This window comes from Pseudomonas sp. EA_35y_Pfl2_R111, from assembly GCF_963970955.1.
GTDB lineage: Bacteria > Pseudomonadota > Gammaproteobacteria > Pseudomonadales > Pseudomonadaceae > Aquipseudomonas.
On sequence record NZ_CAXAOM010000001.1, the window covers coordinates 361025 to 385914 of the forward strand.

Consider the following 24890-nt stretch of genomic DNA (forward strand, 5'->3'; position numbering starts at 1 on the left):
CAGCCAGGGCCGCGCGCGTTAGCATCCGCGCTGCATTCTGGAGACCCTACCGTGCTGATTCCGTATGACCTGCTCGAAGCTGACACCCTGACCCGCCTGATCGAAGACTTCGTCACCCGCGACGGCACCGACAATGGCGACGAAACCCCGCTGGATACGCGTATCGAACGGGTACGCCACGCCCTGAGCAAAGGCCAGGCGGTGATTGTGTTTGATGCGGAGAGCCAGCAATGCCAGCTGGCGCTGAAACGCGATGTGCCGAAAGAATGGCTGGATGCGCTTGACACTCTTGAGGACTAAATCCGGCTAACCGCGCAGGCCGCCCTCACGCTCCCACGCACAGCGCACGCGCAACTCACCTTCCTGCGGGCTGTGAAAGCCGTTATCCGACTCCCAGCGAAAGGTGTGCGTGCCGTTCAGCTCGGTTTCCAGATGCACCACCGCGCTGGCCCAGTACAGGCTCTTGAGCAGGGCCTCGAACTGCTTGATCCACAGGCTCCACTCATACTCCACGGTGCGATAGCTGGCGCCAAAGTGGATCACCTGGGTCTGGTACAGACCATCACTCGGTTGCTCACAACAGGCAAACATCTCCCGCCCAAGAAAGCTCCAGGCATCGCCCATCGGTAGCTCATCGAGCACCTGCCGATTAATTTCGCGACGCAAACGGCTTTCCGCCGGACTATCAGACGGCCAGTCACGGATGCAACCATAAACGATGGATTCGGACTCCACGCAGGCACTCCAGCAAATCAAGGCTGCCTTCTATCACAGCCGTCCTGGCCAAGGAAGGAACTGCTGCCAAATAAGCATCAACCGTGGGCACGCTTCGGTCCGCGGCGCATCGTCCAGGCCAGCAGCGTCATTAATACCGCAAGCCCCGTCAGCACCATAAATGGCAATTGGTAGTTGCCTGCCAGGTCGCGCGCCAGGCCGGTCAGCACCGGGGTCAGGCACGCAATGCAGTAACCCATGCACAGCATCATCGCCGTCCAACGGCTGACCGCCAGTGGCGAGCCCGCCTCATACAACGGCAACACCAACGACAAGGCAAAGGAGCCGCCCAGGCCAAAGCCGATGGTGACCGCCCACAGCTCAGGCAGCACCGACGGCTGAAAGGTGATCATCGCCAGACTGATCGACGATACCAACCCACAGGCCACCAGCAGCAGATAGCGGTTCTTGTAACGCTGCGCTAACCAGGGCAGCAGAAATGAGCTGGGCAAGCCCATCAGCATCGACACGCTGAACAGGCTGTTGCTGTGCATCAGGCTCAAGCCAGCTTCGTGATAACGCGCAACAGCCCAGGTGGCGAGGGCATAAAACAAGCCGGCCTGAATGGCAAAGAACGCGCTGATCAACCATGCACGCGGCTGCCGCCAGGGCAAGCCCATACCGCCCTCCCCGCTCTCGGCTTCGACACGGTTGGGCAGGCATAGCCAGAACACCAGCCCCACTAGCGCTGGCAATGCCCAAATCGCCAGGCCATAGGTCCAATCATCGCCCAGCCACTGAGTGGCCGGCACTGTGAGTACCGCGCCACCGGCACCGCCAATTGCCATGCTAAGCGAGTACCAACCCACCACACTGCCCATGCGTCCGGCAAAGTGACGTTTGATAAAGCCCGACAGCAAAGGCCCGGCAACCGCAATGGCAGCGCCAAGTAACACCGCACTGCCAATCAAAATGGCACTTGCATGCCCCACCGCACGCAGCAGCAGCGCCAGCGCAATCACCGCCATGCACAAGGCGATGGTGCATTCCAAACCCAGACGCATCGCCAAACGCGGAGCAAACGGTGCCAGCAAGCCCATGCACAAGACCGGCAGGGCAGTCGTGAGGCTGATCAGACTGCGGCTCAAGGCCAACTCTTCGGCGATCCGCTCGATCAGCGGCGCCAGGGACGTGATGCCGGGCCGTAGGTTGATTGCGGCCAAGATCAGGGCCAGCAACAGCATGGCCCGCGGGAAAGGTTTCACAGTAAATCCATCAGTTTCGCGGCCATGCCGACATGACCGCAAACCTTAGAGCGCGAGCTCATCACAGACAAGCCCGAACAACGATTAAGTTGACCGCTAAATCAACTACTTACTTCGACACAGCCTTTCACTTAGCGCGCGGCGCACGCATCTTATCGGCCATGGTCGTCATTTCGTTGTACAGCAGCTGCGGATTCTTTTGCTTCAACGCCCAGGCCATGCGGCCTTGCTCATGAGGCAGAATCATAAACTCGCCTTTGCCGATCTCCTGGTAGATGTAGTCGGCAATCTCCGCTGCACTGATCGGCGAGCTCTCCAGCAGTTTGCCAACCTGCGCCTTCATCGCCGGTGTCGGACCGCGGAACGAATCCAGCAAATTGGTCTGGAAGAACGACGGGCACACTACATGCACGCCCACTTCATACATTTTCAACTCGATCAGTAGGCTTTCCGACAACGCCACAACGCCAGCCTTGGCCACGTTGTAGTTGCTCATCGCCGGGCCCTGCATCAAGGCTGCCATGGAGGCGATATTGACGATCTTGCCCTTGCTCTTTTCCAGCAACGGCAGGAAAGCCTTACAGCCCTTGACCACTCCCATCAGATTGATCGCAATCTGCCAATCCCAATCCTCCAGCGACAACTCGCTGAAGAAGCCGCCAGAGGCAACGCCGGCGTTGTTGACGATCACATCGATGCCGCCGAGCTTCTCCTCACAGGCCTGGGCAAACGCCGTCAATTGGCTGTAATCACGCACATCGCAGCGCTGGGTGAAACCATCACCACCCGCCTCGCGAACCATCTGCAGAGTTTCCACTAGGCCCGGCTCGTTGACATCCGACAGCGCCAACTGCCAACCCTCACGCGCCCAACGCAGGGCCATCTCACGCCCCAAACCCGAGCCCGCGCCGGTGATCATCATGCGATTTTGCATAGGAAAGCTGCCTTGTGATGCTGTGATTGATGGGGCCAGTGTAGCCGGGGAAATTATCTTGCCCGCATACCATCATCCATCTGAATAAGGCGGCCTAAGCTCAACTCAAGGCCGCCGCCAGCGCTGCCACAGCAACAGACCATAAATCAGCGCATTGAGCAGCAGAACAAACACCCCCAAGCCAATCTGAATCTGCGGCGTCAACCCAGCCGGATAGATGATCGGCAGCAGATAGTGTTCAACGAAACCACCGCTGTACCCCGCCTGCCCCGCAGCCAGGCGCAGGCTGTGCTCCAGTGGCGTCAGCGGACAAGGCCAATGCATCAGTTCCACCAGCACGCCCCACAGAGCCGCAGGCACATGCAGCCAGACCAACCCGCGCCAACGCCACACCAGCAAGCCACCTAGCACAGCGAAAATAATAAACAGCAAATGCACAACCACCACCGCATCCGCCGCCAATGCCAACCAAAACATAAAGCGCCTCGCGGTTAATCCTCAGCCTGCTGTTACCAGATAACACGCAAAGCGTATTAAAAACATGATCGCCAGAAAGCAAAAAGGCCGGTTAATAACCGGCCTTTATTAAAAACAACTGGACGCGTCAGTTAATACTCAATTTATCGCGGTTCTTCTCCAGCGTTGCCTCACCAATACCCTTGACTTCTAATAATTCATCCACCGAAGCAAAGTCACCATGTTCATCACGATAAGCAACAATCGCCTGCGCCTTGACCTCACCAATCCCCAGCAACTCACGTTGCAGGGTGGCAGCGTCAGCCGTATTGAGATTGACCTTACCGATCGACGCCACTTCAGCCGCTTCAACAACAGGGGCTGGCTGGGTCTGCGTTTCAGCGGCGGAAACCGCCAGGGACATGGAAGCAAGAACAGCGAACAACAGAGAAGACAGTTTGGCTTTTTGCATGTAGTGCATCCTTTCGTTAGTTTTCATCGACGTGGGATTTCCTCTCCACGCTCTGAAAACTAGCTGCTGCCATGCGCTTGTCAAATAACTGTGTGCGTCCTGACGCGGCGAACGTCAGCCAACGATTTAGTCCTACCCGAAGGACTGAATAACTCTATGGTTCCATACGCCGCTTCGTATGAATCCAATCGACAATCTCACCTTCTGGTTTGTAGCCACTAACCGTCTCACACAACAACTGACGTACGCGCTCATAGTCATCATGCTCTACCGCATCCAGCAATTCACTCAGGCGCCCCTTGAAAGCCTCCCATGGTAAATGCTCTTCATTGGCTCGCATGATCATCGGATGCTCAGTGGGGCTGACGTTATCGCCGATCAGCAGCTCCTCGTAGAGCTTCTCCCCAGGACGCAAACCGGTGAACTCGATAGCAATATCACCCTGCGGATTTTTTTCGGAGCGTACGCTCAAACCACTCAAATGAATCATTTTCTCAGCCAGTTCGGCAATTTTCACCGGCTTCCCCATATCCAGCACAAACACATCCCCGCCCTGCCCCATGGCGCCGGCCTGAATCACCAACTGCGCAGCTTCGGGAATGGTCATAAAATAACGGGTAATGTCCGGATGTGTGACAGTTACCGGGCCACCGCGGCGAATTTGCTCGTGAAACAGCGGAATAACGGAACCGGAAGACCCTAGTACATTGCCGAAACGGACCATGGTGAAGCGCGTCTGGCTTATGTGCACAGCGCTCTCATCATTAAACAAGCGTGGCATAGTCTCATAGCTCAGCGCCTGCAGAAGCATTTCGGCAAGACGTTTAGTACTGCCCATAATATTTGTCGGGCGTACAGCCTTATCCGTTGAAATCAGTACAAAATTCTTAACTCCAGCTCTAATAGAAGACTGAGCCACATTCAATGTACCCAAAACGTTGTTTAACAACCCTTCCGCAATATTATGCTCAACCATCGGCACGTGTTTATATGCCGCGGCATGATAAACAGTATCAACCGACCAGACGCGCATAAGATCAGATAATCGCGAGTCATTACGGATAGAACCAAGTATCGGAACAAGTCTTACGCTGAGGCGCTCTCGGTCTATACGCACCAACAGTTCCGCGTGAATGCTATAAAGATTAAATTCGCTATGATCAAAAATAATCAAAGCGGTTGGGCTACTACCAAGAATCTGCCTGCACAGCTCAGAGCCAATGGAGCCACCTGCGCCCGTGACCATGACGGACTGCCCAGCAATGCAGCGCTCAAAAAGATCGCGCTGCGGTGGGACTATATCGCGCCCTAACAGATCAGCAACATCAACTTCTTGAATATCTTCGACCTTAACACGCCCAGTCGCCAAGTCCATATAACCAGGAACAGAACGCACATGAAGAGGAAGAACCTCAAGGAACTCTAAAATCTCTCGACGCCTGGCACGACTAGCAGACGGAATAGCCAGCAGAATTTCTTGAGCACCGGTTTCTTTGATCATCTGCTGAATATGCTTAGGCTTGTAAACCTGCAAACCTGAAACAATGCGCGTAGCGATTCCATCGTCGTCATCGATAAATGCTACAGGTTCCATAATTCGCCCTGCTCGCAAGGCAGTTACGAGCTGGTTTCCCGCAGCCCCAGCACCATATACAGCAACTTTCAAAAAGCCGTCATTACGTGGAATGAAAGGTAGCTGCTGCTTCACAGACGCCCATCCCTCCATAAAATACTGACGCATAAGTAAACGCAGCCCGCCAATCAGAAGCAGGCTAAGCCACCAGTAATTAAAGACCAAAGAGCGTGGAACAAGAACTGTCGGCCGGTACCAGTAAATAGTTAAAGCCATAAGTAACGCTGACAAGGATATGGCTTTGAAAATAGTCATCAGTGCATCATTGCCAAAATAGCGCATGACAGCACGATACAGTCCAAGCCGAATAAATATGGGAATAGCGATCAACGGTGCAGCCAAGAAAAGCCAGGCGTGTTGACCCAACGGATCAATGCGCGAATCGAAGCCTAAGCGCAAAACAAAAGCGAGCCAGAGAGCCGCCCAAATGAGTATTACATCTGTCACCACCTGAAGACTACGTTTCATACGCCGCGGTAATTTCAACAAGCGTTTACGCAGCATTGAATTTTCCTCCAAGCGGCAAAGCGTAATCTACACTCATGTTTGATTCTCCTGTTTGCCCGCATTGAAAAATATAGCCAGCCCCAACAACGGAGAATAAGCCAACAATAATGCCAGCACACCATCAACATAGCCGGTGGCAGCAACTAAAGCCCAAGGGGTCAACCAAAATAAATTAATGAGTAAAACACCAAGTGTTACAGGAAGATGCCGTCCGTACCGACGTGATGCAACCTGATAAGCATGACTGCGATGCGCCTCATATAAAGCCTCACCCCGGAGTAAACGGCATAGCAACGTCCAAGTTGCATCGACAATAAAAACTCCAAGTAGAATCAGCCAGCTCCATACAAGCGTGGCGGAGAGCCAACCTGCCTGTAGAGAAAAACACGCCAAGACAATCCCAAGAAACCCACTACCGGCATCGCCCATAAAAATTTTGGCTGGGGGGAAGTTCCACCAGAGAAAGCCACCTACTGCAGAAGCCATAACCAGCAATACGGCACTGTGATCTATATACCCCAAAACAATATAGATAAGCGCCGCGCCGAGGCACACACTAATAGCCTCTGCGCTGGCGAGCCCATCAATACCGTCCATAAAATTATAGAGATTAAGCATCCATACGAGGTAAAACGCGCCAATCAAATAACCAAACCATTTAAGGTCGTAAGTAACGCCAAGCATTAGAACCGGCGGCAATCCATCCAGATAAAACAGCACCCAACCAGCCGCAATAAAATGGCCTAATAAGCGCCAACGCGCAGCTATATGACCATGATCATCAAGGAACCCTAACAATGCAATACCACTACCACTACCTAGTAGCGCGCAAAATAACGTCCACCCTACATAGCCCATTTGAAAAAGCATAAATAAAACAGTCAAAAAGCAAAAAACAATAGCAACACCACCCCCGCGAGGGGTTGGTACAGAGTGTGAACTACGTGAGTTGGGGATGTCCATCAAGCTACGTGCTATGGCGTAACGTCGCAAAAGTCCTGTAGCCAACAACGCAGCGACGAAAGTAAATACACATACCACAGCTAATATCATTTTCTCTGATCCAGATAGCGAATAGCACTTTCTCTTAGAGCGGTAGAAGCTGCAACCGGCGGTTGCCAACCCAGCACCGTACGGGCTTTTCCTATATCGACCTGAAGGTCACCGCAAAGCTGCTGGTATTGGGAATAAACCCCAAGAGTTTTTGCTGCATATTTCATTAAGGCAGGAGAAACTGGGAGCATGAGCACCCTGCGTCCCATACCGTCAGCAAGGTACTCGATAAGTTCCGCAATACTCATATCATGACCGTCAGCCACTAAAAACAGCTGATTCGCGGCAGACGGGTGAACAACACTGCAGTATAAAAAATCCAGCAAATTCTCTAAGGAAATAATGCTGCGAAGATTCTTCACCCGCGCAAAAGGCAGAGGTATGCCAAGACTTACGAGCTTCAGCAACCTAGAAAAATTCCCAGGCGCGTGTGCTGAGTAAACAAGGGGCGGACGAACTATAACCAGCTCCATATCGCGCCCACTTACAAGCGCCTGCAGCGCCATCTCGGCTTCAAGTTTTGATTGCGCGTAATACGCTTGAGGCTCAGGTAGATCTTGCTCAGTATAGGGACCAAGAACACTGCTCGGACCATTGACACCAATTGAGCTGATAAAAACAAAACGTCGAACACCCGCCTCTAACGCTTGCCGAGCCAATGCCAAGGTCCCATCAACATTGACCACACGAAATTGCGCCAGTGAATCAATCGACTGCCTTTTCATTACATGCGCGCGCCCAGCGGTGTGAATAACTACATCACAGCCAGAAAGTGCTGGTCGCCAATCCGTATTACTCGTGAGGCCCTCGATCTTAATCCAGTCCCCTGGACCGTCAGGTAACTGACGCGCAGCTCCCCGCACTGACATACCACGCTGCCGTAAATGTTTGACCAACGCAGTGCCAATAAATCCATTTGCCCCCGTTACCAAACAACGAAGGTTACTGGCGCCATCACAAGAAATACTCACACGGTCACCTAGCCACTGGCGCTTTGTATAATCGAATCAAACTTTATAGAATGCGCGGTACCAAGTAACAAACCGCTTAATCCCCTCGCCCACTGAAACTTTAGGTTTGTAGCCAGTATCCCTGACCAAATCCGCAACATCTGCATAAGTATGCTCGACATCACCTGGCTGCAAGGGAAGTAGCTCCTTAACGGTACTCTTACCTAGTGCTTTCTCAATCAACTCGATGTAGGTAAGCAACTCCACCGGCTCACTGTTACCGATGTTATAAACACGCCAAGGGGCCTTACTACTTGATGGATCTGGCTGCTGTCCAGACCACTCGGCGTTGCCTACAGCAATTCGATCGAGGCAATGTACTACACCCTCGACGATATCATCGATGTAAGTAAAGTCGCGCCGATGCTTACCATAGTTGAATACCTTCAACGGCTTACCTTCGAGAATTGCTCGGGTAAACAAAAACGGTGACATATCCGGCCGCCCCCAAGGGCCGTAGACAGTAAAGAACCGCAGCCCGGTTGTCGGCAGTCCGTACAAATGGCTATAAGAATGCGCCATTAATTCGTTGGCTTTCTTAGTTGCAGCATAGAGAGAAACAGGATGATCAACGTTGTCGTGCACGCTAAAAGGCATGGTTTCATTGGCGCCATACACCGAACTGGAGGACGCATAGACCAAATGCTCTATCGACTCTCTCCGACAACCTTCAAGAATATTCAAAAAACCCAATAGGTTGCTTTCGGCATAAGCATGTGGGTTCTCTAAGGAATATCTGACGCCTGCCTGCGCCGCCAGGTGAACAACCCGGTTGAAGCCTTCGGCCTCAAACAGCGCCGCCATCGCAGTACGATCGGCGATGTCCATGCGCATAAAACGAAAGTTGGCATAGGGCTGCAGTTCATTCAGCCGAGCATGCTTGAGCTCGACCTCATAATAATCATTCAGGTTATCAATCCCAACAACCTCATCACCGCGGTCCAACAAATAACGACACACATGGAAACCGATAAAACCGGCGGCTCCCGTTACTAGGACTTTCATATCAATAAACCTGTAACTAGAGGGCGGGTTTCAGCGAGTCAGCGCGGCCAATGGCGTAATACATCAACCCGGCCGCTTTAACAGCCTGTGGATCAAAAAGATTGCGCCCATCTACAAGCACTGGGCTCACGAGCTGGCCTTTGAGCCAAGCGAAGTCAACCGTTCGGAACTGCTTCCACTCTGTGCAAATCACCAAGGCGTCAGCACCTACGAGGGCTTCCTCACGGCTACCAACCAAACCCAGATCAGCCCGCTGACCATAAATACGCGCGGTTTCCTTCATCGCCTCAGGGTCAAAAGCCTGGACCCGGGCTCCGGCGGCCCAAAGTGACTCCATCAACTCTCGGCTAGGCGCTTCCCTCATATCATCCGTATTAGGTTTAAATGCCAATCCCCAGAGCGCAATGGTTTTACCTTTAAGCTGCCCATCAAACGCAGCACTCAACTTGGTAAACAACACCGTTTTCTGCCGATCATTCACAGCCTCAACGGCATTTAGCAATTCTGCTTCATAGCCAATTTGTTGCGCCGTGCGTGCGAGCGCCTGTACGTCTTTAGGGAAACAGGAACCGCCATAACCACAACCGGGATATATAAAGTGGAAACCAATACGTGGATCAGAACCAATACCTAAGCGTACCTGCTCAATGTCAGCGCCTAAGCGCTCAGCTAATTGCGCCATTTCGTTCATAAAGCTGATCTTGGTTGCCAGCATGGCGTTCGCTGCGTACTTGGTCAGTTCCGCAGAGCGTACGTCCATGAAAATCAACTTGTCATGATTACGGCTGTATGGGGCGTAACACTCCCGCATACGTACGCGTACAGATTCAGAATCCGTGCCTATGACAATGCGCGCGCCTTTGGTGAAGTCCTCAATCGCCGCGCCTTCCTTGAGAAATTCAGGGTTCGAGCACACATCAAATGGCAGGCTTATGTCGCGCTGCTGCAGCACTTGGTCAACCATGCCTTTGACTTTGTCGGCCGTGCCTACCGGCACAGTAGACTTATCCACAATGACCTTATAACCCGTCATGTGAGTGGCTATAGTAGTAGCCACAGCAAGAACATATTTTAGATCGGCGGAACCATCTTCATCTGGCGGGGTACCTACAGCGATGAACTGTACCTCACCAAATGCCACACCCTGCGCGGCATCGGTGGTGAAATGTAGTCGGCCTTCAGCGTGGTTGCGGGTAACCATCGAATCCAGACCGGGCTCGTAAATAGGTAAAACACCTTGCTTAAGCCCCTCGATTTTGGCCTGATCAACATCCACGCACATGACCTGATGGCCTACATCAGCTAGGCAAGCGCCGGTAACAAGGCCAACGTAACCCGTGCCGAAGACAGTGATATTCATAAAAGACTCGCCCCACCTGAAAAATGCGGCAACGATACCACAGCACTACTTTCAGACGGCAACAAAGCTTATCCGCTACTACCTTGCAACATCATAGATGAGCTGTTTCAAGCGACTAGGCGCGATCCGCAAGATAAACCGCGCAGTGACATTCAGCATAAAGTCGGACCATCCCAGCAGACCAATCTCGCGCTGGAAACGCAGCAGCCTCAACTCATTTAGAAAATATTGATAGCCGCGACGAGCCATCAACCCTTCCCCCGTTCTCATCCACAGCAGACACTCCGTCTGATTAGCAAAGCGATAGCCACGCACAAGCATCAGCGACCACAGTGCGTAATCCTGCGCACGCTGAAATAGCGGATAGCCACCCACAGCCAGCACCGCAGCTTTGCGGAAAACGACAACCGGGTGACTTATGGGGCTGCGCCGGGTCGCAAAGCGCCTGATATCGTCATGAGCGCACGGCACATCGCGTCGCGCCAAAACCTGCGACATGCTGCTATCTCGCTCCTCGATACAAGCGCCCAACACATCTACATCAGGATGTTTGGCGAGAAATATCGACTGAGCAGCAAAACGCTCAGGCAGCGCAACATCATCACTGTCCATCCGTGCAACCCAATCATGGCAGCAATACTTAAGACCTTCATTGAGGGCAACTGCCAATCCATGGTTGGCCGGAAGAGCACATAGGACCAAAGGCATGCGGTCCATGAATGAATCAATAACTGCCTCCAACTCTGGAGTCAGTGGCCCATCCTTTACCAAGACGACTTGCTCGGCAGGCTCTGTCTGGTCAACAAGGCTCTGCAGCGACGCTTCAAGAAAAGCAGGTTTCTCGCGCGCATAAACAGACATCAAAACAGAGAAGGCGACACTCACGATAACAACTCTTTGTATAACGCCTGATAGTGAGCTGACATATGTGCAGCACTGAAGCCAGAAGAGATTATGGCTACGGCCTCAGCTCTGGCCTGCGCATAATTGCCATCGTCCAGCCCCCTCAGGCACTCCGCCAAAGCCTCATTGTTCCCCGTCGAAAACAATAGAGAGCGCAAATTGGAACCCAGCAAGATTTCGGAGTGCTCTGCGATGTCACTCAACAAACAAGGTAAACCACAAGCAAGTGCTTCAAGCACAGCATTCGGTAATCCTTCGGCTAGTGAAGCAGAAATGAAGTAATCGCTTGCCTGCAGATACTCCTGCACATTAGCAACTCGCCCCAGAAACCTTATCTGGCGAGAGGAGCTGTATCGGCCTTTAAGCTCTTCACGCAAAACGCCATCCCCCAACACCAGAAACTGGTCTTCCTTGCGCGCGCCCTCCAAGAAACCATTAATCGCAGTGATCGGATCTTTCCGAGGATCAAGATGCCCTGTGGAAATAAAGATCCGCGCTTCCGGTGGCAGCTCCAGACGCTCGCGTAAAAGGGCACGCTTGGCACTATCCGCAAGATGGTAACGATCAACATCTACGCCATTCTGTACAACACGCGCCTGCAGTAAACGCCCTTGGAGCATTCCATGGATAGCGTTGGAAACCAAGGCGACCGCATTGACTTTGCGTAAGTTAAATAGATGCCAGCGCGCCATTAACTCGCCCTGCACGCGCCCAAAAGACATCACATAATCTTTAAAGGGATAGTTGCGTAAGGTCGCGACCTGAACCACCGAGCGAGGCAGCACTTGCACGCATAAACTGTCCGCACGAATACCCTGGCTATGCACTAAAACCGGTTTAATAGCAGACAACCGAGCGCTCAACGCCTTGCGCCCTTTTAATAAACCGCTCAAGCGGCCTAAACCAAGCGACTGAACGTTGATCCCCTGTGCCACAAAATCATCCCAGCGCGACTCGCCGGTTTCCGGAGAAAGCGTCAGGACGAATGGCGTAAAACGTGAGCGATCAAGGTTCTTTACCAAACCAAAGAGCTGATTAGTCGGACCACAGCGCTTTAAGGTAGAAACCACATACAGAACGTTCAAAACGTATCTCCGTCGGCTAAAGCTAATGGAACTGCAACAGCCACATATTTATTTACAAGCAGGCAATCATAAACCGTGGATTAACGCACAACCCCTTTAAAAAATAGAGAAAATTCTTGTGCCATTTTTTCGGATTGATACTGCGTAATATGATGTGAATCCATCATCACATATTCATTCACGTCATCTACTACATCGGCATAGCCGTCGGCAGAATACATAAAATCAAATGGATCCCATGTAAATACAGCTTTATTTTTTTCAAGTAACCCTTGATAAACCAGGTCAAGCCGCTTTCTTGTATGTAAATCTTGAGCCCTGGACACCCGACAGACGCTACGTCCAAAAATTTGAAGCTGCAGTTTACAAGCCTCACTGGCGGCAACGACAGACATAAGTGGTGTATCTTTTATCAGTACAACCTTAACTCCACTAGCCGCTAATTTTTCAATATACACCGAAAGATTTTCTTCAAAAAAAACAGCACGCTTATCTAGCTCAACTGGATGACTCATATCGACATGGCCATCCCGATTCGGATTAAGCCGACCTCGATGCATCGCAACAGCCACCACATCCCCCTTACGCGCGGTCTCCACCACATAGTCTAGCGTCGGCGCCACGGCCTTGCCTGATAGAAAGCTTCGCGGAAAGTCATAGTCACTTGCATTGTGTGCAAACCTTAATGAATAAGGCACTCCCTGAAGCGCTTTTTCCAGCATAAAAGTAAACTGCGCTGCATGAGAGTCACCCAACAGAAATACTGTATGAGGCCGCTCAACTGTGCGCACTGGGTGCAGGCAATCACTTAGAAAAACCTCATCGTTTTCAGCCTGATTATCACCATGACATTTGATTGTACCTGCCCAGGAAGCTGCCGCTTCGATACCCATCAAGGATGCCACGCTCAAATTTTCAACCCGAGCCTTAGGCACCTCACGCACAATCAAATAAGACAGAGGCAGCACTATTAAAATAACCAAACACAATGGCTTAACGCGACCGCTTAAGTAACCTTTATAGCGCATTGGGCGCTCAACGAAATAGTAGGAAAAAAGAGAAAACGCAAAAACGATGACAAGCAAGAAAAAGGAAGCAACCAAGGAATCGCCAACGGTGTAACGCCCCAACACCAAAATGCTCCAGTGCCAGAGATATAGTGAATATGACAACGCGCCAATGTACAAGAATGGAGGCGAGCAAAGTAGTTGGTGCACACCCAAGCTGGGGACCGAGAAAACAATCAAAATAGTCACCAGCAGAACTGCCAGAACAGTTGAACAAGCCTGATACTCAATCGGCACAAAGAACAAGCCTAGCAAACCCAAAAAGGACAACCACAGCAAACCACCGCGCCACCGAATGGACTTCCCATTCAGCCAGTACTTATTTATAAAAATGAAAGCAAATGCCCCAAAACAAAACTCCCAGAATCGTGTAGGCATTGAATAGAACGAAAAAACAGGATGACTCTTAACCAGAAAAAGGTAAGAAAGCAAAGAAGCAGCAGACAACACGACAAGAAGCAGCGTCGTACGAGCCCACGCACGCTCTACTTTCACCAAAGCAAGACCAGTCAACGCCAGTAACGCGGGATAAATGAAGTAGAACTGCTCCTCAACACCGAGCGACCACGTGTGAGTAAATGGGTTTAGATGAGCATCGATAGAAAAATAGTTACTTGCAATTTTCAACAAATAAAGATTGGAAAGTCCAAACAGAGAAAGACCTCCCGTCACAAAAATCTCTCGTTGCGGCCCAGGCGTCAACACAAGGAATAATACAGTGGTGAGTGCAACGCAAAAAATTAAGGCCGGCAACAACCTACGAACACGATTTGCATAAAATGTAGTTAAGTAATCAAACCACCCCTGACTCTTCATAGAAACCAAGCTCTGTGTTATCACATAGCCTGATATCACAAAAAACACGTCAACGCCCAGATAACCTGACGGCATTAACGCTGGATAAAAATGGTTTAATATTACCGCAATTACAGCCACAGCCCTTAAGCCATCAACATCTCCACGATACTTGTATTTAGCAGCGCCAGCCATATAACACCATGCAAGAAAAATTAAGAATACGCGCACTGCATATCAAGAAAAAACTTATTAATCGACGCAACTGCAGAATTATTAACTCGCTCATATTTAACATCTACATGAACAGCTGATATCTGCACCGGAACGCTCCGCAGCCCAAGTAATCGCGCAATAGCGAACCTATGATTACCGTCATCAGTTTTCATCAGAATACCATCCCGCGAAACCGCACAGTTGATCTCACCACCGTATTTACAGCGCCCAAGCTCGGACTGCGTCATCAGCTTTCCGGCATCAGAAATCTGGCGATAAAGCCCCTGCACAGCCAGCATATAGCGGCGTAACTCTTCGTGAGTCTTCATACCCCGCGCTTCGCCACGTTGCTCTAAGCGAGCGAGTAATTGACGAAATTCTTCAAGCTGCTCAATAGGGGTGTTTCCCTCAAGCAACTCGCGGCAACTGATGTAGCGCGGGTCGGTCGCCTCAACCTCCAGAAAGGTTTTGCGCGCCAAATCCCAGTCACCACCGCGCATAAGGGTGCGCTGGACTTGAACCGCTCCACGCAGATTGCATTTGAACTCAATTTTTAGCGGATCGATATGAATGCAGGGCAACAAACTCGCGTTTGGCACGCGAAGCGACTCAAGCATTGTTAGACGGTCGCCATATACGCCTCGAAATAGCCACGAATTAGTGACTGCTTCTAAGCAGCTCAAACGATTTCTCAGCGACGCTCTCATCGCGTTCTATCAGCCAGGCAGGCCAATAGGGTTCTGGCTCTACAACTCCACGTGTATTTGCCCACTAGATCCGTATAAGCCTGCTCAGCTAAACGCTGACTCAACGCAGGCTCATCACGTAGGCGCACCACAGCATGCGCCCATTGCTCGGGAGAGTCCGCCGAGCACAACAAGCAATTGCCCTCATGCTGCAGAACTTCGCGTAATACCGACAGATCCGACGCCAGGATGGGCTTGCGCGCAGCCATGTACTCGAAAATTTTCAGAGGGGATGTCCAGCGCCCAATATCACTACCGCCAACACCCTTAACTACTTGCTGATTAGGGGCCAGAAGCACGTCCATGCCGGACATAAAACCCTGCACATCAACTGGCGGCATAAATCCATGAAAGGTTAAATTGCCTAACCCTTCAGCCTTATTGCGCCACTCACGCAACTGCACGTCAGAGCCACCAACCACATGAAAGTCAACCTCTGCCAATAATTGAGCCAAGGGCAGGACAACCTCCATCCCCTTGCCTTGGTGCAGGCTGCCGACATAACCAACCCTAAAGTCACCCGCTTCAGTTGGGCCGCTAGCCACGCGTGGGCTATCGGTAACAGGAGGCTCGGCGCCATCAGGGGCCACATGAATCATCTCAGCACACAGCAACTTCTGCTGTAAATGCCAGTCCTTGAGTGCTTGGGTAATGACCACAAGGCGCTGAAATCGCTTGTGCCGGACAATCCACCTGAACATCAGCCCCTGTAGAACACCCGAATCACGCATAGGCTGGTGCACCTCTAGCACTACCTTTGCTCCAGCCAGCAGCGCACTAACGGCCCCGAGTAGCGAGCGAGAAAATACTAGATCAGGCAGCTGCCGAACTTTGCGCAACTGCACCCACACTTGCCACGCAAAAGCATATGAAGGCTTCAGCCAAGACATTCCTGCTAGCCAGCACAGATCGAAACGAGGCGACACACCGTAATAACGAAATATCTCTTCGGCGGATGAGGTTATTTTCTTTTCAGGCAGCCAGAGGGCAACTTCACATCCTTGAGCCGAAAATGCCTCACACATTTTCATCACATGAACACTATTGGCTGCCTGCGATGGAATATCTGACTGCGCAAGATAAAGCAGCTTCACACGTACACTCCAAAAATCGACTGCTTTAGCTCACCTAAGGCTGCATGTTCGGAATCATCCTCACTACACGCGCCACTACAAATCGCTAACTTAGGCATAGCGTGCCTCAACATCCGCGATTAGCTGGCGCACAGCAGGAAGCCCCCTCTCAGGTAAAGACCGCAGATGCTCAGCATGGATAACGGCGAGATGCACAGGTATTGAAGTCAGCCCCAGATAGCGCGCCGCGGCAAAACGGTGGTTACCGGCATTGATCTTGATGAGGTTGCCATCGCGGTCAAGTGCGCACTCCACTTCTCCCTGATAGCGGCTGCCGCCGAGCGCTGCCTGGCTTTTATAACCGTTCTGCCGCATTGCAAAATAGAACGCCTGGCGCGCCTGAATATGCGTCATAGCATCAGCTTCACTCCGACAGCCTCGGTAACTACCACTGTCGCGAATAGCCGCCATGATCAAGCCATACTCATGCGTTGCCTCAAGGTCGATACGCGCCTCCAACAACTCCCGACATGACACATATTTGGAGTTACTGGTTTCGACCTCAGACAAAGGCTGCCGCGCTTGGTCCCAGTCGCCGGATAAAAATAAAGCATTACCCTTCGCTGGCTTAATCGCCACACTGGCCGCATAGACAATCTTGTTAGGGTCAATATAAATGACCGGCGGCAACAACAGATTAGGCACCCTGACGTTGGCAATACACTGAGGGCCGGCCAGTAGCTGCTTGGCCGTATTGGTAGTGATCAGTCGATATAAACGCAACCGCTGCACCATACGCTTTAACAAAGTCTTCACATGCTCACCGTCAAACCGCCAGCGACTGTAGAGAGCGCACGATATTAGCCGCTGCTGAGCCGGAACTCGTGCCACCCATCGCTGTTAGCCAGTCCGGATGAATATGCCGAACCAGTACAGGCACTCGCTCCACACCCACCAATTGAGCAATAGCCAGGCGATGGCGGCCTTTCTCTTCTTTTATCAATCGTCCGTCGCGCGTCACCATCACGCAGATGGGGTCAACGGCCTTGTCTGCTTGGTACCCCTCAGCAGCCATACTTTTAAATACGCGAACATAGCCCTCGAACAACTGATCAATAGCTTGCTCGGAGTTCAACAAAAGTGACTTATATGAGCGCTGTTTACCCGCATGGAGATCGGCCAGCAGCAGGCGATAAAACTCTGTGTCTTTGTACTCGAAAGCACAGGCCTGCAAATCAGCAAGAAACACATACACGGGGGTGGTGGAAAAAGGCACGCAGGCCCGGTCCCAATCCCCCGGCAACACAAGCGGAGCGCGCCCCTTGATCAACGGATAAAGCGGATTCTTCTTTAACCAAGGGCGTAACCAAGAAGCATGCACATGCTTGTATTGCACATAACCCGGCAAGCCATAGCCACTAACCGACTCAGGCCTCACCTGGATCTGTAACGCCTCGGATAACGTTTCACGCAATGGATCCCGCCCCAGGGCCGCGAGCCGGCTTCTTATAGTTCTCATGGCCCATCACACCCCACGTACAAAAACACACGACTCAATGCAAACGGCACAGCGAGGCTGCCAGTTTGAAATCATTGGCATCCAACGCAGAGCCCAACTGCCGCAGGCGCCATGTTTTCTCAACAAAACTCATCGGCACATCAAGCGCGGGGCCAGTTGAAGGCATATCACGCTTCAGTAACGAATTCCGAGCATCCAGAATCCAGCCGGCCCCCACTCCGAGCAATTCGTTGTCAATAATCACCCAATGGCCGGTGGCATGCTCACGAATCAGATTCGCAGCAGACAGATCCGGGTGACTCAAAAACTGTGCGATGGTCCCAGCAGAGAGTAGGGCCTGATACTCGACCTGCCATTGCTCAACAAACGCGCCAACATCGCCCCAATGTCGCCATACACCCAGGCGTGCCAACAGGTAATCATTCAGGTAACAAAAAGCACCTGTATGTTGACTGGCCAACGCCAACAACGACGGCTCGCGTTGATTACCGATAATAAATGAAGAGACCGCTTCGCTCGCCTCAAGCTGTTGAGCATGTGGCAATGCAGCAACCGGAGCACCTTCCACCCACGCCTCGACAATCAAATGCTCATCCGCGGTGATAACCGGCGCAAACTCACAACCAGCAAAGGGATGGCCCTGCACCGCTAAACGTAAGTCAATCTGGGCTTTGGAAAACGCGCTGTAAACTTTGACCTTGCGCCCCTGACACATGCCCGCAAACGACAAGCGCCCAGCTTTGGTTACGCCTGGCTGGTGATAGCCGCCCAAGGGTTTGAGGTCCGTTACCAGGCAATCGGCCACGCGAATCGTCCCTGGAAAGGACGACAACGCCCGCCGCTGACCTGCAGCCTGCAACCTACCACCGAGCTTGCTCAATACTGTTGCGAGAATGTCCGCCACGTGCGTGTCCTGATTCGGTTGTCTAACGCCCAAGCAGTACCAGCAGGCGGCGCTTCACTAACACCTTAAGCGCTCGATACAACTCAGCGGCGCGCATATTACGCCAGTGCTTCTTGAAAAAAACCCAATTTCCCACTGCCAAGCTATGGCGTGCCCGCCCACCCGCATGGTCACACAGGATAGCAATCGCCCGCGGCTGTGAGGCCAAGCGCTTACCCGCCAACAACATGCGCGCAGCAAGATCACGATCTTCTGATGCAGGCATGGCCTCATCAAAGCCACCAAAGGCCAGAAACACCTCACGCCGAATGGTCAGGTTCTGCCCGCCAAAGCCTGGGTTGGAATAAAACACTCGGCGTTGCTCTTCAGCCCCATCCGGCAACACTTTATATGGCTGAGCCTCCTGCCCCACAGGCTGGCGCATTAACTGACCAAGCACGGCATCGGCCCCTGTTTCCTGAAAGCGTTCAATCACCCGCTCCAAGTAATCGGGCAGCCACAAATCGTCATCATCAAGAAAAGCTACCAACTCACAGGCAGCAGCCTGTGTGCCAACGTTACGTGCCCGCCCGGGCCCAATTCGTGGCGCCGTGCGGATTACCCGAACCCGCTCGGCCAATCCCTCGGTATGCGCATCCTCACGGCCATTGTCGACCAGAATAATTTCGCTAGCCGAGACTGTTTGCGCCAGTACGCAGTCAAGCGAGCGCCGCAATAAAACACCGCGATCAGCAGTAGGGATAACAACGGTTACCGCGAAGCCGGATAGTTGGGAGGAAGTCATGTCAACTTACTTTCCTGGCCTCGATAGTGATAAAGGAAAACTGTTCTTTACGCCGACCATAAGTACGACTAACCACCTCACTGTACTGCACCTCAAAACCCGCCTCGATCAGCATTTGCTCATACTCCTGCGGATGCAGAAAACGGAACGGATAGTGATTGCCGGTAAAGGGCGAGTCCGTACGGTAAATACCTGAGAGCGTATCGTTGTCTAACATGCAAGCGGGCTCATGATTGGTAAAGGCTTCTGAACTTTTGGCTGGGAAGTAGGAAAAAAACAATCCCCCTTCCGCTAGCACTCGACTGACACTTGCAATAAATGAACGGGCAAGATTTGCATCCAGACAATAGGACGAAAAAACGTCCACCACCGCATGAAAAAAACCAGCGGGGAATTCAAGTTGAGTCATATCTCCGGCACTCACAGATGCCTTAGCCCCATAGCTTTCGAGCATTCTTTCGGCCAGAACCAGAGATTCTGGCGAGAGATCAATGCCAAACGTATCGAAGCCTTCACGGGCTAACATCCACAGATTCGAACCACTTCCACAGCCCACTTCAAGCACGCGCACAGCCTGCTTCTCGTCAAGGGAGAGTTGCGAAAAATTGCGCCCGATAAAACGGCAAAGCTCTTCATTGGGATATTTGCGCTGAGCAGAAAAACCCAAGTTTGAATAGCTGGCCTCATAAAAGGCTCGGACTTTCTCAATATCCATATGACACCCTACATTCGCAATTCAAATCAAAGGCCCTCAGGCCTCCACCTCGACCAGATTAAAATCGCACTCAGTAATTGACCCTGAGAAATCGGGTATCAATTTATAGGCAACTGTAGAAACTTCCTGCTGATGAATACCGCCGGCCATCTTGCGCTGAGCCTTGGCCAGCTTTTTCCGGGCATAACCCCAACCGCGCGCTTCACGGTACTCGTTCACATGCCCCCAAACAAAACGCAGCTTTCGCTTCCAGCCTGGTAAACCAAAAGGCATTTCATTTGTCACGGCCATGTTTTTCAGGGAAGCAACTATCTTGTCGCAAGCCAGCTCTTCATCAACACAGAGCTTACTGTCCACTTCAACTGAAACCGGTAACTCAAAGTTGCCCGACATGATGGCCTGGCAAGCCAGTTTGAGCGCGGAGTAATTAGCTACTGGCTGTGAAACTTGGTAAGACAGCGTTTCATACTTGATCGCCGCTTGCCCACCCACCCAGTACAACACCGGCGTTTCACCGACATACGCCTGGACGGCAGTGGTGCATCCACGGTGTAGAAGGCCACGTGAGGCATAAAGCCAAGGGCTGATCTCCCCTTCAAAGATAATTTTTACCCGCTGCAGGCCAGCGAGATGCTTGTACCAAAGGCGAATATCCTCGGAGGGATGAGGTCGAATAATCAGCGGCGGGAATTCAGCGTCAGCATCCATACGCTTGACCAACTCGACAAAGTCGAGGAAGTCGGTATAGGCCGCACGCATTGAGCGTTCATAGTGATCGTATTCTTCTTGGGAGGACTTCACCTGACGCAGGCGTGCCACCTCCTGACTGATGGTTTGCTCAGAAAGGATGCCGAAATCCGAAGAAAACAACAAAAACTGACCGAAGCGATTCTGCAAGGCTTGAATATCGCTGGCGTAAGGGGCTTTGAAATCGGCGCGCCAAAGATCGACCCTGGGCCAACCTGTTACTTCCACCTTGTCTATTAACTGTGGCCGAACCTGGGCAATTACTTCGCGGTGCACATCACCGATCACGTACAGCCTATCCACATAGCTTTCGGTACCCGGATAGATCCTGCGCTTATAGAAGTATCCGAGGTCCTGCACCGCCGGCCCCAACTCCTCATCCAGCACTACAAAACGTTCAGTACGCTGCTTGATTGCACGCAGATCCTTTTCCGCCTTGCCACCCTTGTAAAAGTAGATGCCGCCCTGCTCCGGTTTCTCACGAACCAGCCGATCAATCGATACCTTACTGCCGAGATACACTCGAAAGCCTTGCCGAGCGGCAATTAGCGCCAACAGCACTTTGGCTTTGAACTCGCGCGCTTTGATCTCTACCGGTAAATAGAGGGTGGGTTTGGCTGCTTGTTGCGTGCTCATGCAATAGCCCTCAGCCGAGCAAGCAAGGCCAAACTGGAGTGTGTGTAACAACTATCACTCTGTAACTCATAACGGGGCTGGGACGATGCTTTCTGCAAAGCCAACTCCAGCCGCTCAAGCAATTCTGGGGCAGGAAGACTCAGATCGCCCTGACAGGTATCTGCATGCTCACCCAACACCGAGGTACAAAATTCTCGCACCTTAGGGTGACGGTTAAGCGCAAAGAAAGGTGTACCGGACAGGTATGCAGTGACCGCACCATGTAGACGCATGGAGATATAAAAACTACAGGAGGCTATTTGTGCTGTGGTTGCGCGAACATCGCCACGGTAATCATGCAACTCGATCAAGTCCGGCTGGCTGGCTGACTCACGCAAGCGCTTATGTAAACGGTCATCCGCATATTTGTCGCCGGAATAGAGCGATGCCAACAACACGTGGTAACCCTTGGAGGTCAGGTCATTCAACACCGCCTGCATCTTGGCAAATTGCTCACGCTGTTGTTCTTCGCCTAGTTTCGGGCTGAGGATAAAGGAGGCTCCAACCCGCTCCGGCTGCTTTGCAGCCGAGAACAACTCAGGACGCAACGCCCGGACCGAAAAGGCCAAGTCACGGCCCTGTATGACTTCAGGCCCGCCCACTTGGCGGGCAAAGTCAGCAGAAATTGCGTCCCGGCAATGCACCACATCCAACTCAGCCAGAAAGGCCTGTGCTTGGCGTTCGGCCTGCGCATCAGGAAAAGGGCCGAGCGACACACCTACAGCCGCCGACAATAAAGAGGTGTTAGAACGCCCACGACGGAAACGGCGCAGCAGCTCATGCTTCCAGGCGATGCTATGGCCTGAATGCAATACAGACCCCCCACCAAAAAATACGCTGTCATAAGCGGAGTATGTCTGGGTATAGCGCTTGCAAAGCTTTACCCAACGAGATTGCCCAGAGACATTACAAGACTTAATCAGAGCATCATCGGGCGCACGATAAATCGCATCCCTTCCCTTCTCGTAATAGCTCACTGCACTCACTGTCGAGGCCTGATAAAGCTCCAAACGCAGGCCATAGGAAAGCAGTTCATCACCAAAATTTCCGCGACCAACCCAGGCACTCACCAACGGCGACATCGTTCTCATGCAATAACCATTTTGACTGGAGACATCCATCAAGACTCGACCTGATTATAAGCCTTATGCAATTCAATTCGCGGGAACACGTGGCTGGCAAAGCCTTGCTTAAACTCAGCAATGGAAAGCTCTTTAGCCGATGGCTGAGGCTCATCCCCAAGAAACGCCCGCGCTCCTAGCTTGTACCAACGCAACTGGCGTTTTTTCATTTCCAGAATGGCGTGGTACTGCACAACATGCCCCAAAGGCTTATCGAACAATGCTCGGTCATAGGCTCCCACGGCATAGAGCCCTTCGTCCCGCGTGATATGGAACAAGCCCCCTCCCACCATGCGACCATTGGGATCACGCAGGCACACCAGAAAAGCGGCCTGCGACGCTATCGCCTGTAACTGTGCGTCCCAGCTCTGCAATGTACGGGTCTCTCTTCCAGCTACCGCTAGGTGCAGCAAGCGAAACTCCTCCCATACGGAGGGCTCTGATTTGCAGCTAACAGCGACTTGCCACAGCTTTTCACCTGACGAAATTAGCGGCTTGTAGCTCTTACGGAAATGCCCGCGAATGCTATTCAGATCAGGGCGCAGATCAATATAAAGATCGTGTTTAACCGCCTTAGGAGGCGCCTCCTGCACAGTACGCAAGTACCACTCGCTGAGGCCATCGCTGTCGCGAAAAGACTCTTGGTAGCGAATGTCACAGCCCATCTGCGTAGCAAATGCATTCAGAAAACCGGCGCAGGCCGTCACCAATGACTTGACGCTCTTATTTGACAGGCGCTGGCTGAATAACGGGCCAACTACCGCGTCCCCAGCACTGCTAATGCTCCATCGCGAGTCATTGAGGGCCAAGCTTATTGGCCAGACGGCGCAGGGCTTACGGTCATTGAACAGCACCAGAGAGCAGTCCTGCCATGCTTTACTCAGGCCACCGAAATAGGCCCCCTGATAATCAATCATGGCCTGAGAGTAAGAAACAGGTACATAAGCAGCCTGCTCAAGCACCTGCTCCCACTCTAAAGAACTTGTTTCTCTCAGCCCGACATACAAGCCGTGTTTACTGGCAAGTAACAGCAACATATCGACAATATTGTCCGGAGTAGGCGTCTGCTCCAAAATCACAATACAGCCTCATGGGTAACTGGCATCCCATAATGCACATCACAGCTCAAACGCTTGCCAATAACCTGATCCAGCATTTTCGGCGGTAACCCAAAACCGGGTCGAACACTGCGTACCATCTCGGCCGTAATCACATCACCCGCTTTGCCTGTTGCGACGAAGTACAGCGAGCGGCGGAACTGGGCATTACCTTGTTCACTGGACTTGCGCCCATAGTCCACACGCCCCAGTGTTTGCCACGCTGTACGGCTATCACGGCACAAGGCGCTCAGTTCAGCCGGTTCCAGGGAGAAACTGTCGTCAGGGCCACCGCCACTGCGGTTCAGAGTGAAGTGCTTTTCGATGATCGAAGCACCCAGCACCACACTGGCAATAGCGGTGGTGTTATCCAGCGTGTGGTCGGACAACCCCGTCACCAAGCCAAAGCGTTCGATCATGTCTGGCAGGGTGCGCAGGTTGTAATCTTCAGCAGGGGCCGGATAACCGCTAACGCAGTGCAGAATGGCCAGTTCTTTACAGCCACCGGCGCGTGCTGCCTCAATGGCCTCCTGGATTTCCTCGGCATCAGCCATGCCAGTGGAAATGATCATCGGCTTACCGGTAGCGGCCGCGTACTTAATCAGTGGTAAATCCACTGCCTCGAATGAGGCAATCTTGTAGGCCGGCGCGTTGAGGTCTTCGAGCAGGTCCACTGCAGTTGTGTCGAATGGGGAGCTGAAGGTAGTGATACCCAGCTGCCGGGCATGCTCAAACAACACGGCATGCCACTCCCAAGGCATATGCGCTTCTTCGTAAAGTTTATATAGCGTCTTGCCGTCCCACAGCCCGCCACGGATCTGGAAGTCGCTAGAATCGCAATCCAAGGTAATGGTGTCTGGGCGATAGGTCTGTAATTTAATGGCGTCAGCGCCGGCTACTTTGGCGGCAGCCATGATGCGCTTGGCGGTTTCCAGGCTGCCGTTGTGGTTGGCTGACAGCTCGGCAATCACATAGGGAGGCTCATTCAAGCCGATACGTCGCCCGGCAATACTGATAGAGGGATGCACTGACAT

The 24890-nt window shown here is 52.3% G+C and carries 25 protein-coding genes; 1 reads left to right on the plus strand and 24 read right to left on the minus strand.

Annotation, left to right across the window (positions count from 1 at the left end):
• The first annotated feature begins 51 nt into the window (after positions 1–51).
• A complete protein-coding gene (locus AACY25_RS01940; protein ID WP_339522193.1) occupies positions 52–300 on the plus strand; it encodes a YheU family protein in 249 nt (82 codons plus the stop codon).
• A gap of 6 nt (positions 301–306) precedes the next feature.
• Here AACY25_RS01940 and AACY25_RS01945 read toward each other — a convergent pair whose 3' ends face one another.
• From AACY25_RS01945 to pseI, 24 genes are all read right to left on the minus strand, one after another.
• Complete coding sequence (locus tag AACY25_RS01945) at positions 307–735, minus strand: hypothetical protein (protein WP_339522194.1); 429 nt, start codon at positions 733–735, stop codon at positions 307–309.
• A gap of 77 nt (positions 736–812) precedes the next feature.
• The gene (locus AACY25_RS01950; RefSeq protein WP_339522195.1) at positions 813–1979 is read right to left on the minus strand and encodes an MFS transporter; all 1167 of its coding nucleotides are present in this window, start codon (positions 1977–1979) and stop codon (positions 813–815) included.
• 127 nt (positions 1980–2106) lie between these two features.
• A complete protein-coding gene (locus AACY25_RS01955; protein WP_339522196.1) occupies positions 2107–2913 on the minus strand; it encodes an SDR family oxidoreductase in 807 nt (268 codons plus the stop codon).
• Between the two features lie 105 nt (positions 2914–3018).
• Positions 3019–3390, minus strand: a complete 372-nt coding sequence (locus AACY25_RS01960) for a DUF2784 domain-containing protein (RefSeq protein WP_339522197.1) — start codon at positions 3388–3390, stop codon at positions 3019–3021.
• Positions 3391–3517: 127 nt separating this feature from the next.
• Positions 3518–3841, minus strand: a complete 324-nt coding sequence (locus AACY25_RS01965; RefSeq protein ID WP_339522198.1) for a ComEA family DNA-binding protein — start codon at positions 3839–3841, stop codon at positions 3518–3520.
• Positions 3842–3995: 154 nt separating this feature from the next.
• On the minus strand, positions 3996–5978 hold the full coding sequence (locus AACY25_RS01970) for a polysaccharide biosynthesis protein (protein ID WP_339522199.1): 1983 nt from the start codon (positions 5976–5978) through the stop codon (positions 3996–3998).
• 36 nt (positions 5979–6014) lie between these two features.
• Positions 6015–7034, minus strand: a complete 1020-nt coding sequence (locus tag AACY25_RS01975; RefSeq protein WP_445262105.1) for an MraY family glycosyltransferase — start codon at positions 7032–7034, stop codon at positions 6015–6017.
• Positions 7031–8005, minus strand: a complete 975-nt coding sequence (locus AACY25_RS01980; protein ID WP_339522203.1) for an NAD-dependent epimerase/dehydratase family protein — start codon at positions 8003–8005, stop codon at positions 7031–7033. Before AACY25_RS01980 ends, AACY25_RS01975 begins: the two co-directional genes overlap by 4 nt.
• Positions 8006–8041: 36 nt before the next feature.
• On the minus strand, positions 8042–9049 hold the full coding sequence (locus AACY25_RS01985; RefSeq protein ID WP_339522205.1) for an NAD-dependent epimerase: 1008 nt from the start codon (positions 9047–9049) through the stop codon (positions 8042–8044).
• A gap of 16 nt (positions 9050–9065) precedes the next feature.
• On the minus strand, positions 9066–10409 hold the full coding sequence (locus AACY25_RS01990; RefSeq protein WP_339522207.1) for a UDP-glucose dehydrogenase family protein: 1344 nt from the start codon (positions 10407–10409) through the stop codon (positions 9066–9068).
• A gap of 78 nt (positions 10410–10487) precedes the next feature.
• Positions 10488–11294 (minus strand): glycosyltransferase, encoded by an 807-nt coding sequence (locus AACY25_RS01995; RefSeq protein ID WP_339522209.1) that lies wholly within the window; start codon positions 11292–11294, stop codon positions 10488–10490.
• Positions 11291–12397 carry a glycosyltransferase family 4 protein gene (locus tag AACY25_RS02000; protein WP_339522210.1) on the minus strand — a complete coding sequence of 369 codons (1107 nt, stop codon included), beginning with the start codon at positions 12395–12397 and terminating at the stop codon, positions 11291–11293. Before AACY25_RS02000 ends, AACY25_RS01995 begins: the two co-directional genes overlap by 4 nt.
• Positions 12398–12477: 80 nt before the next feature.
• Complete coding sequence (locus AACY25_RS02005; RefSeq protein ID WP_339522212.1) at positions 12478–14490, minus strand: acyltransferase family protein; 2013 nt, start codon at positions 14488–14490, stop codon at positions 12478–12480.
• On the minus strand, positions 14475–15092 hold the full coding sequence (locus AACY25_RS02010; RefSeq protein WP_339522214.1) for a hypothetical protein: 618 nt from the start codon (positions 15090–15092) through the stop codon (positions 14475–14477). The genes AACY25_RS02005 and AACY25_RS02010 overlap by 16 nt, the downstream gene beginning before the upstream one ends.
• A gap of 86 nt (positions 15093–15178) precedes the next feature.
• Positions 15179–16315, minus strand: coding sequence for a glycosyltransferase family 4 protein (locus AACY25_RS02015; RefSeq protein ID WP_339522215.1), 1137 nt, complete (start codon positions 16313–16315; stop codon positions 15179–15181).
• 90 nt (positions 16316–16405) lie between these two features.
• Positions 16406–17110 (minus strand): hypothetical protein, encoded by a 705-nt coding sequence (locus AACY25_RS02020; protein WP_339522216.1) that lies wholly within the window; start codon positions 17108–17110, stop codon positions 16406–16408.
• 10 nt (positions 17111–17120) lie between these two features.
• Positions 17121–17768 carry a hypothetical protein gene (locus AACY25_RS02025; RefSeq protein WP_339522218.1) on the minus strand — a complete coding sequence of 216 codons (648 nt, stop codon included), beginning with the start codon at positions 17766–17768 and terminating at the stop codon, positions 17121–17123.
• 79 nt (positions 17769–17847) lie between these two features.
• Entirely contained in the window at positions 17848–18717 is an 870-nt protein-coding gene (locus AACY25_RS02030) for a hypothetical protein (RefSeq protein WP_339522220.1), read from the minus strand.
• Between the two features lie 22 nt (positions 18718–18739).
• Positions 18740–19501 carry a glycosyltransferase family 2 protein gene (locus AACY25_RS02035; protein WP_339522222.1) on the minus strand — a complete coding sequence of 254 codons (762 nt, stop codon included), beginning with the start codon at positions 19499–19501 and terminating at the stop codon, positions 18740–18742.
• Between the two features lies 1 nt (position 19502).
• Positions 19503–20216 (minus strand): class I SAM-dependent methyltransferase, encoded by a 714-nt coding sequence (locus AACY25_RS02040; protein ID WP_339522224.1) that lies wholly within the window; start codon positions 20214–20216, stop codon positions 19503–19505.
• A gap of 36 nt (positions 20217–20252) precedes the next feature.
• Positions 20253–21599 carry a surface carbohydrate biosynthesis protein gene (locus AACY25_RS02045; protein ID WP_339522226.1) on the minus strand — a complete coding sequence of 449 codons (1347 nt, stop codon included), beginning with the start codon at positions 21597–21599 and terminating at the stop codon, positions 20253–20255.
• On the minus strand, positions 21596–22759 hold the full coding sequence (locus tag AACY25_RS02050) for a polysaccharide pyruvyl transferase family protein (RefSeq protein WP_339522228.1): 1164 nt from the start codon (positions 22757–22759) through the stop codon (positions 21596–21598). Before AACY25_RS02050 ends, AACY25_RS02045 begins: the two co-directional genes overlap by 4 nt.
• Positions 22759–23838 (minus strand): FemAB family protein, encoded by a 1080-nt coding sequence (locus AACY25_RS02055; protein WP_339522230.1) that lies wholly within the window; start codon positions 23836–23838, stop codon positions 22759–22761. The genes AACY25_RS02050 and AACY25_RS02055 overlap by 1 nt, the downstream gene beginning before the upstream one ends.
• Positions 23835–24890, minus strand: coding sequence for a pseudaminic acid synthase (gene pseI, locus AACY25_RS02060; RefSeq protein WP_339522232.1), 1056 nt, complete (start codon positions 24888–24890; stop codon positions 23835–23837). The genes AACY25_RS02055 and pseI overlap by 4 nt, the downstream gene beginning before the upstream one ends.

What these genes read in the sequence shown, in the direction of transcription:
- AACY25_RS01955 (WP_339522196.1), bottom strand. Translation starts at nt 2,913, where the DNA reads ATGCAAAATCGCATGATGATCACCGGCGCGGGCTCGGGTTTGGGGCGT.
- AACY25_RS01960 (WP_339522197.1), bottom strand. Translation starts at nt 3,390, where the DNA reads ATGTTTTGGTTGGCATTGGCGGCGGATGCGGTGGTGGTTGTGCATTTG.
- AACY25_RS01965 (WP_339522198.1), bottom strand. Translation starts at nt 3,841, where the DNA reads ATGCAAAAAGCCAAACTGTCTTCTCTGTTGTTCGCTGTTCTTGCTTCC.
- AACY25_RS01970 (WP_339522199.1), bottom strand. Translation starts at nt 5,978, where the DNA reads ATGCTGCGTAAACGCTTGTTGAAATTACCGCGGCGTATGAAACGTAGT.
- AACY25_RS01975 (WP_445262105.1), bottom strand. Translation starts at nt 7,034, where the DNA reads ATGATATTAGCTGTGGTATGTGTATTTACTTTCGTCGCTGCGTTGTTG.
- AACY25_RS01985 (WP_339522205.1), bottom strand. Translation starts at nt 9,049, where the DNA reads ATGAAAGTCCTAGTAACGGGAGCCGCCGGTTTTATCGGTTTCCATGTG.
- AACY25_RS01990 (WP_339522207.1), bottom strand. Translation starts at nt 10,409, where the DNA reads ATGAATATCACTGTCTTCGGCACGGGTTACGTTGGCCTTGTTACCGGC.
- AACY25_RS02010 (WP_339522214.1), bottom strand. Translation starts at nt 15,092, where the DNA reads ATGCTTGAGTCGCTTCGCGTGCCAAACGCGAGTTTGTTGCCCTGCATT.
- AACY25_RS02035 (WP_339522222.1), bottom strand. Translation starts at nt 19,501, where the DNA reads ATGACTTCCTCCCAACTATCCGGCTTCGCGGTAACCGTTGTTATCCCT.
- AACY25_RS02040 (WP_339522224.1), bottom strand. Translation starts at nt 20,216, where the DNA reads ATGGATATTGAGAAAGTCCGAGCCTTTTATGAGGCCAGCTATTCAAAC.
- AACY25_RS02045 (WP_339522226.1), bottom strand. Translation starts at nt 21,599, where the DNA reads ATGAGCACGCAACAAGCAGCCAAACCCACCCTCTATTTACCGGTAGAG.
- AACY25_RS02050 (WP_339522228.1), bottom strand. Translation starts at nt 22,759, where the DNA reads ATGGATGTCTCCAGTCAAAATGGTTATTGCATGAGAACGATGTCGCCG.
- pseI (WP_339522232.1), bottom strand. Translation starts at nt 24,890, where the DNA reads ATGTCAGTGCATCCCTCTATCAGTATTGCCGGGCGACGTATCGGCTTG.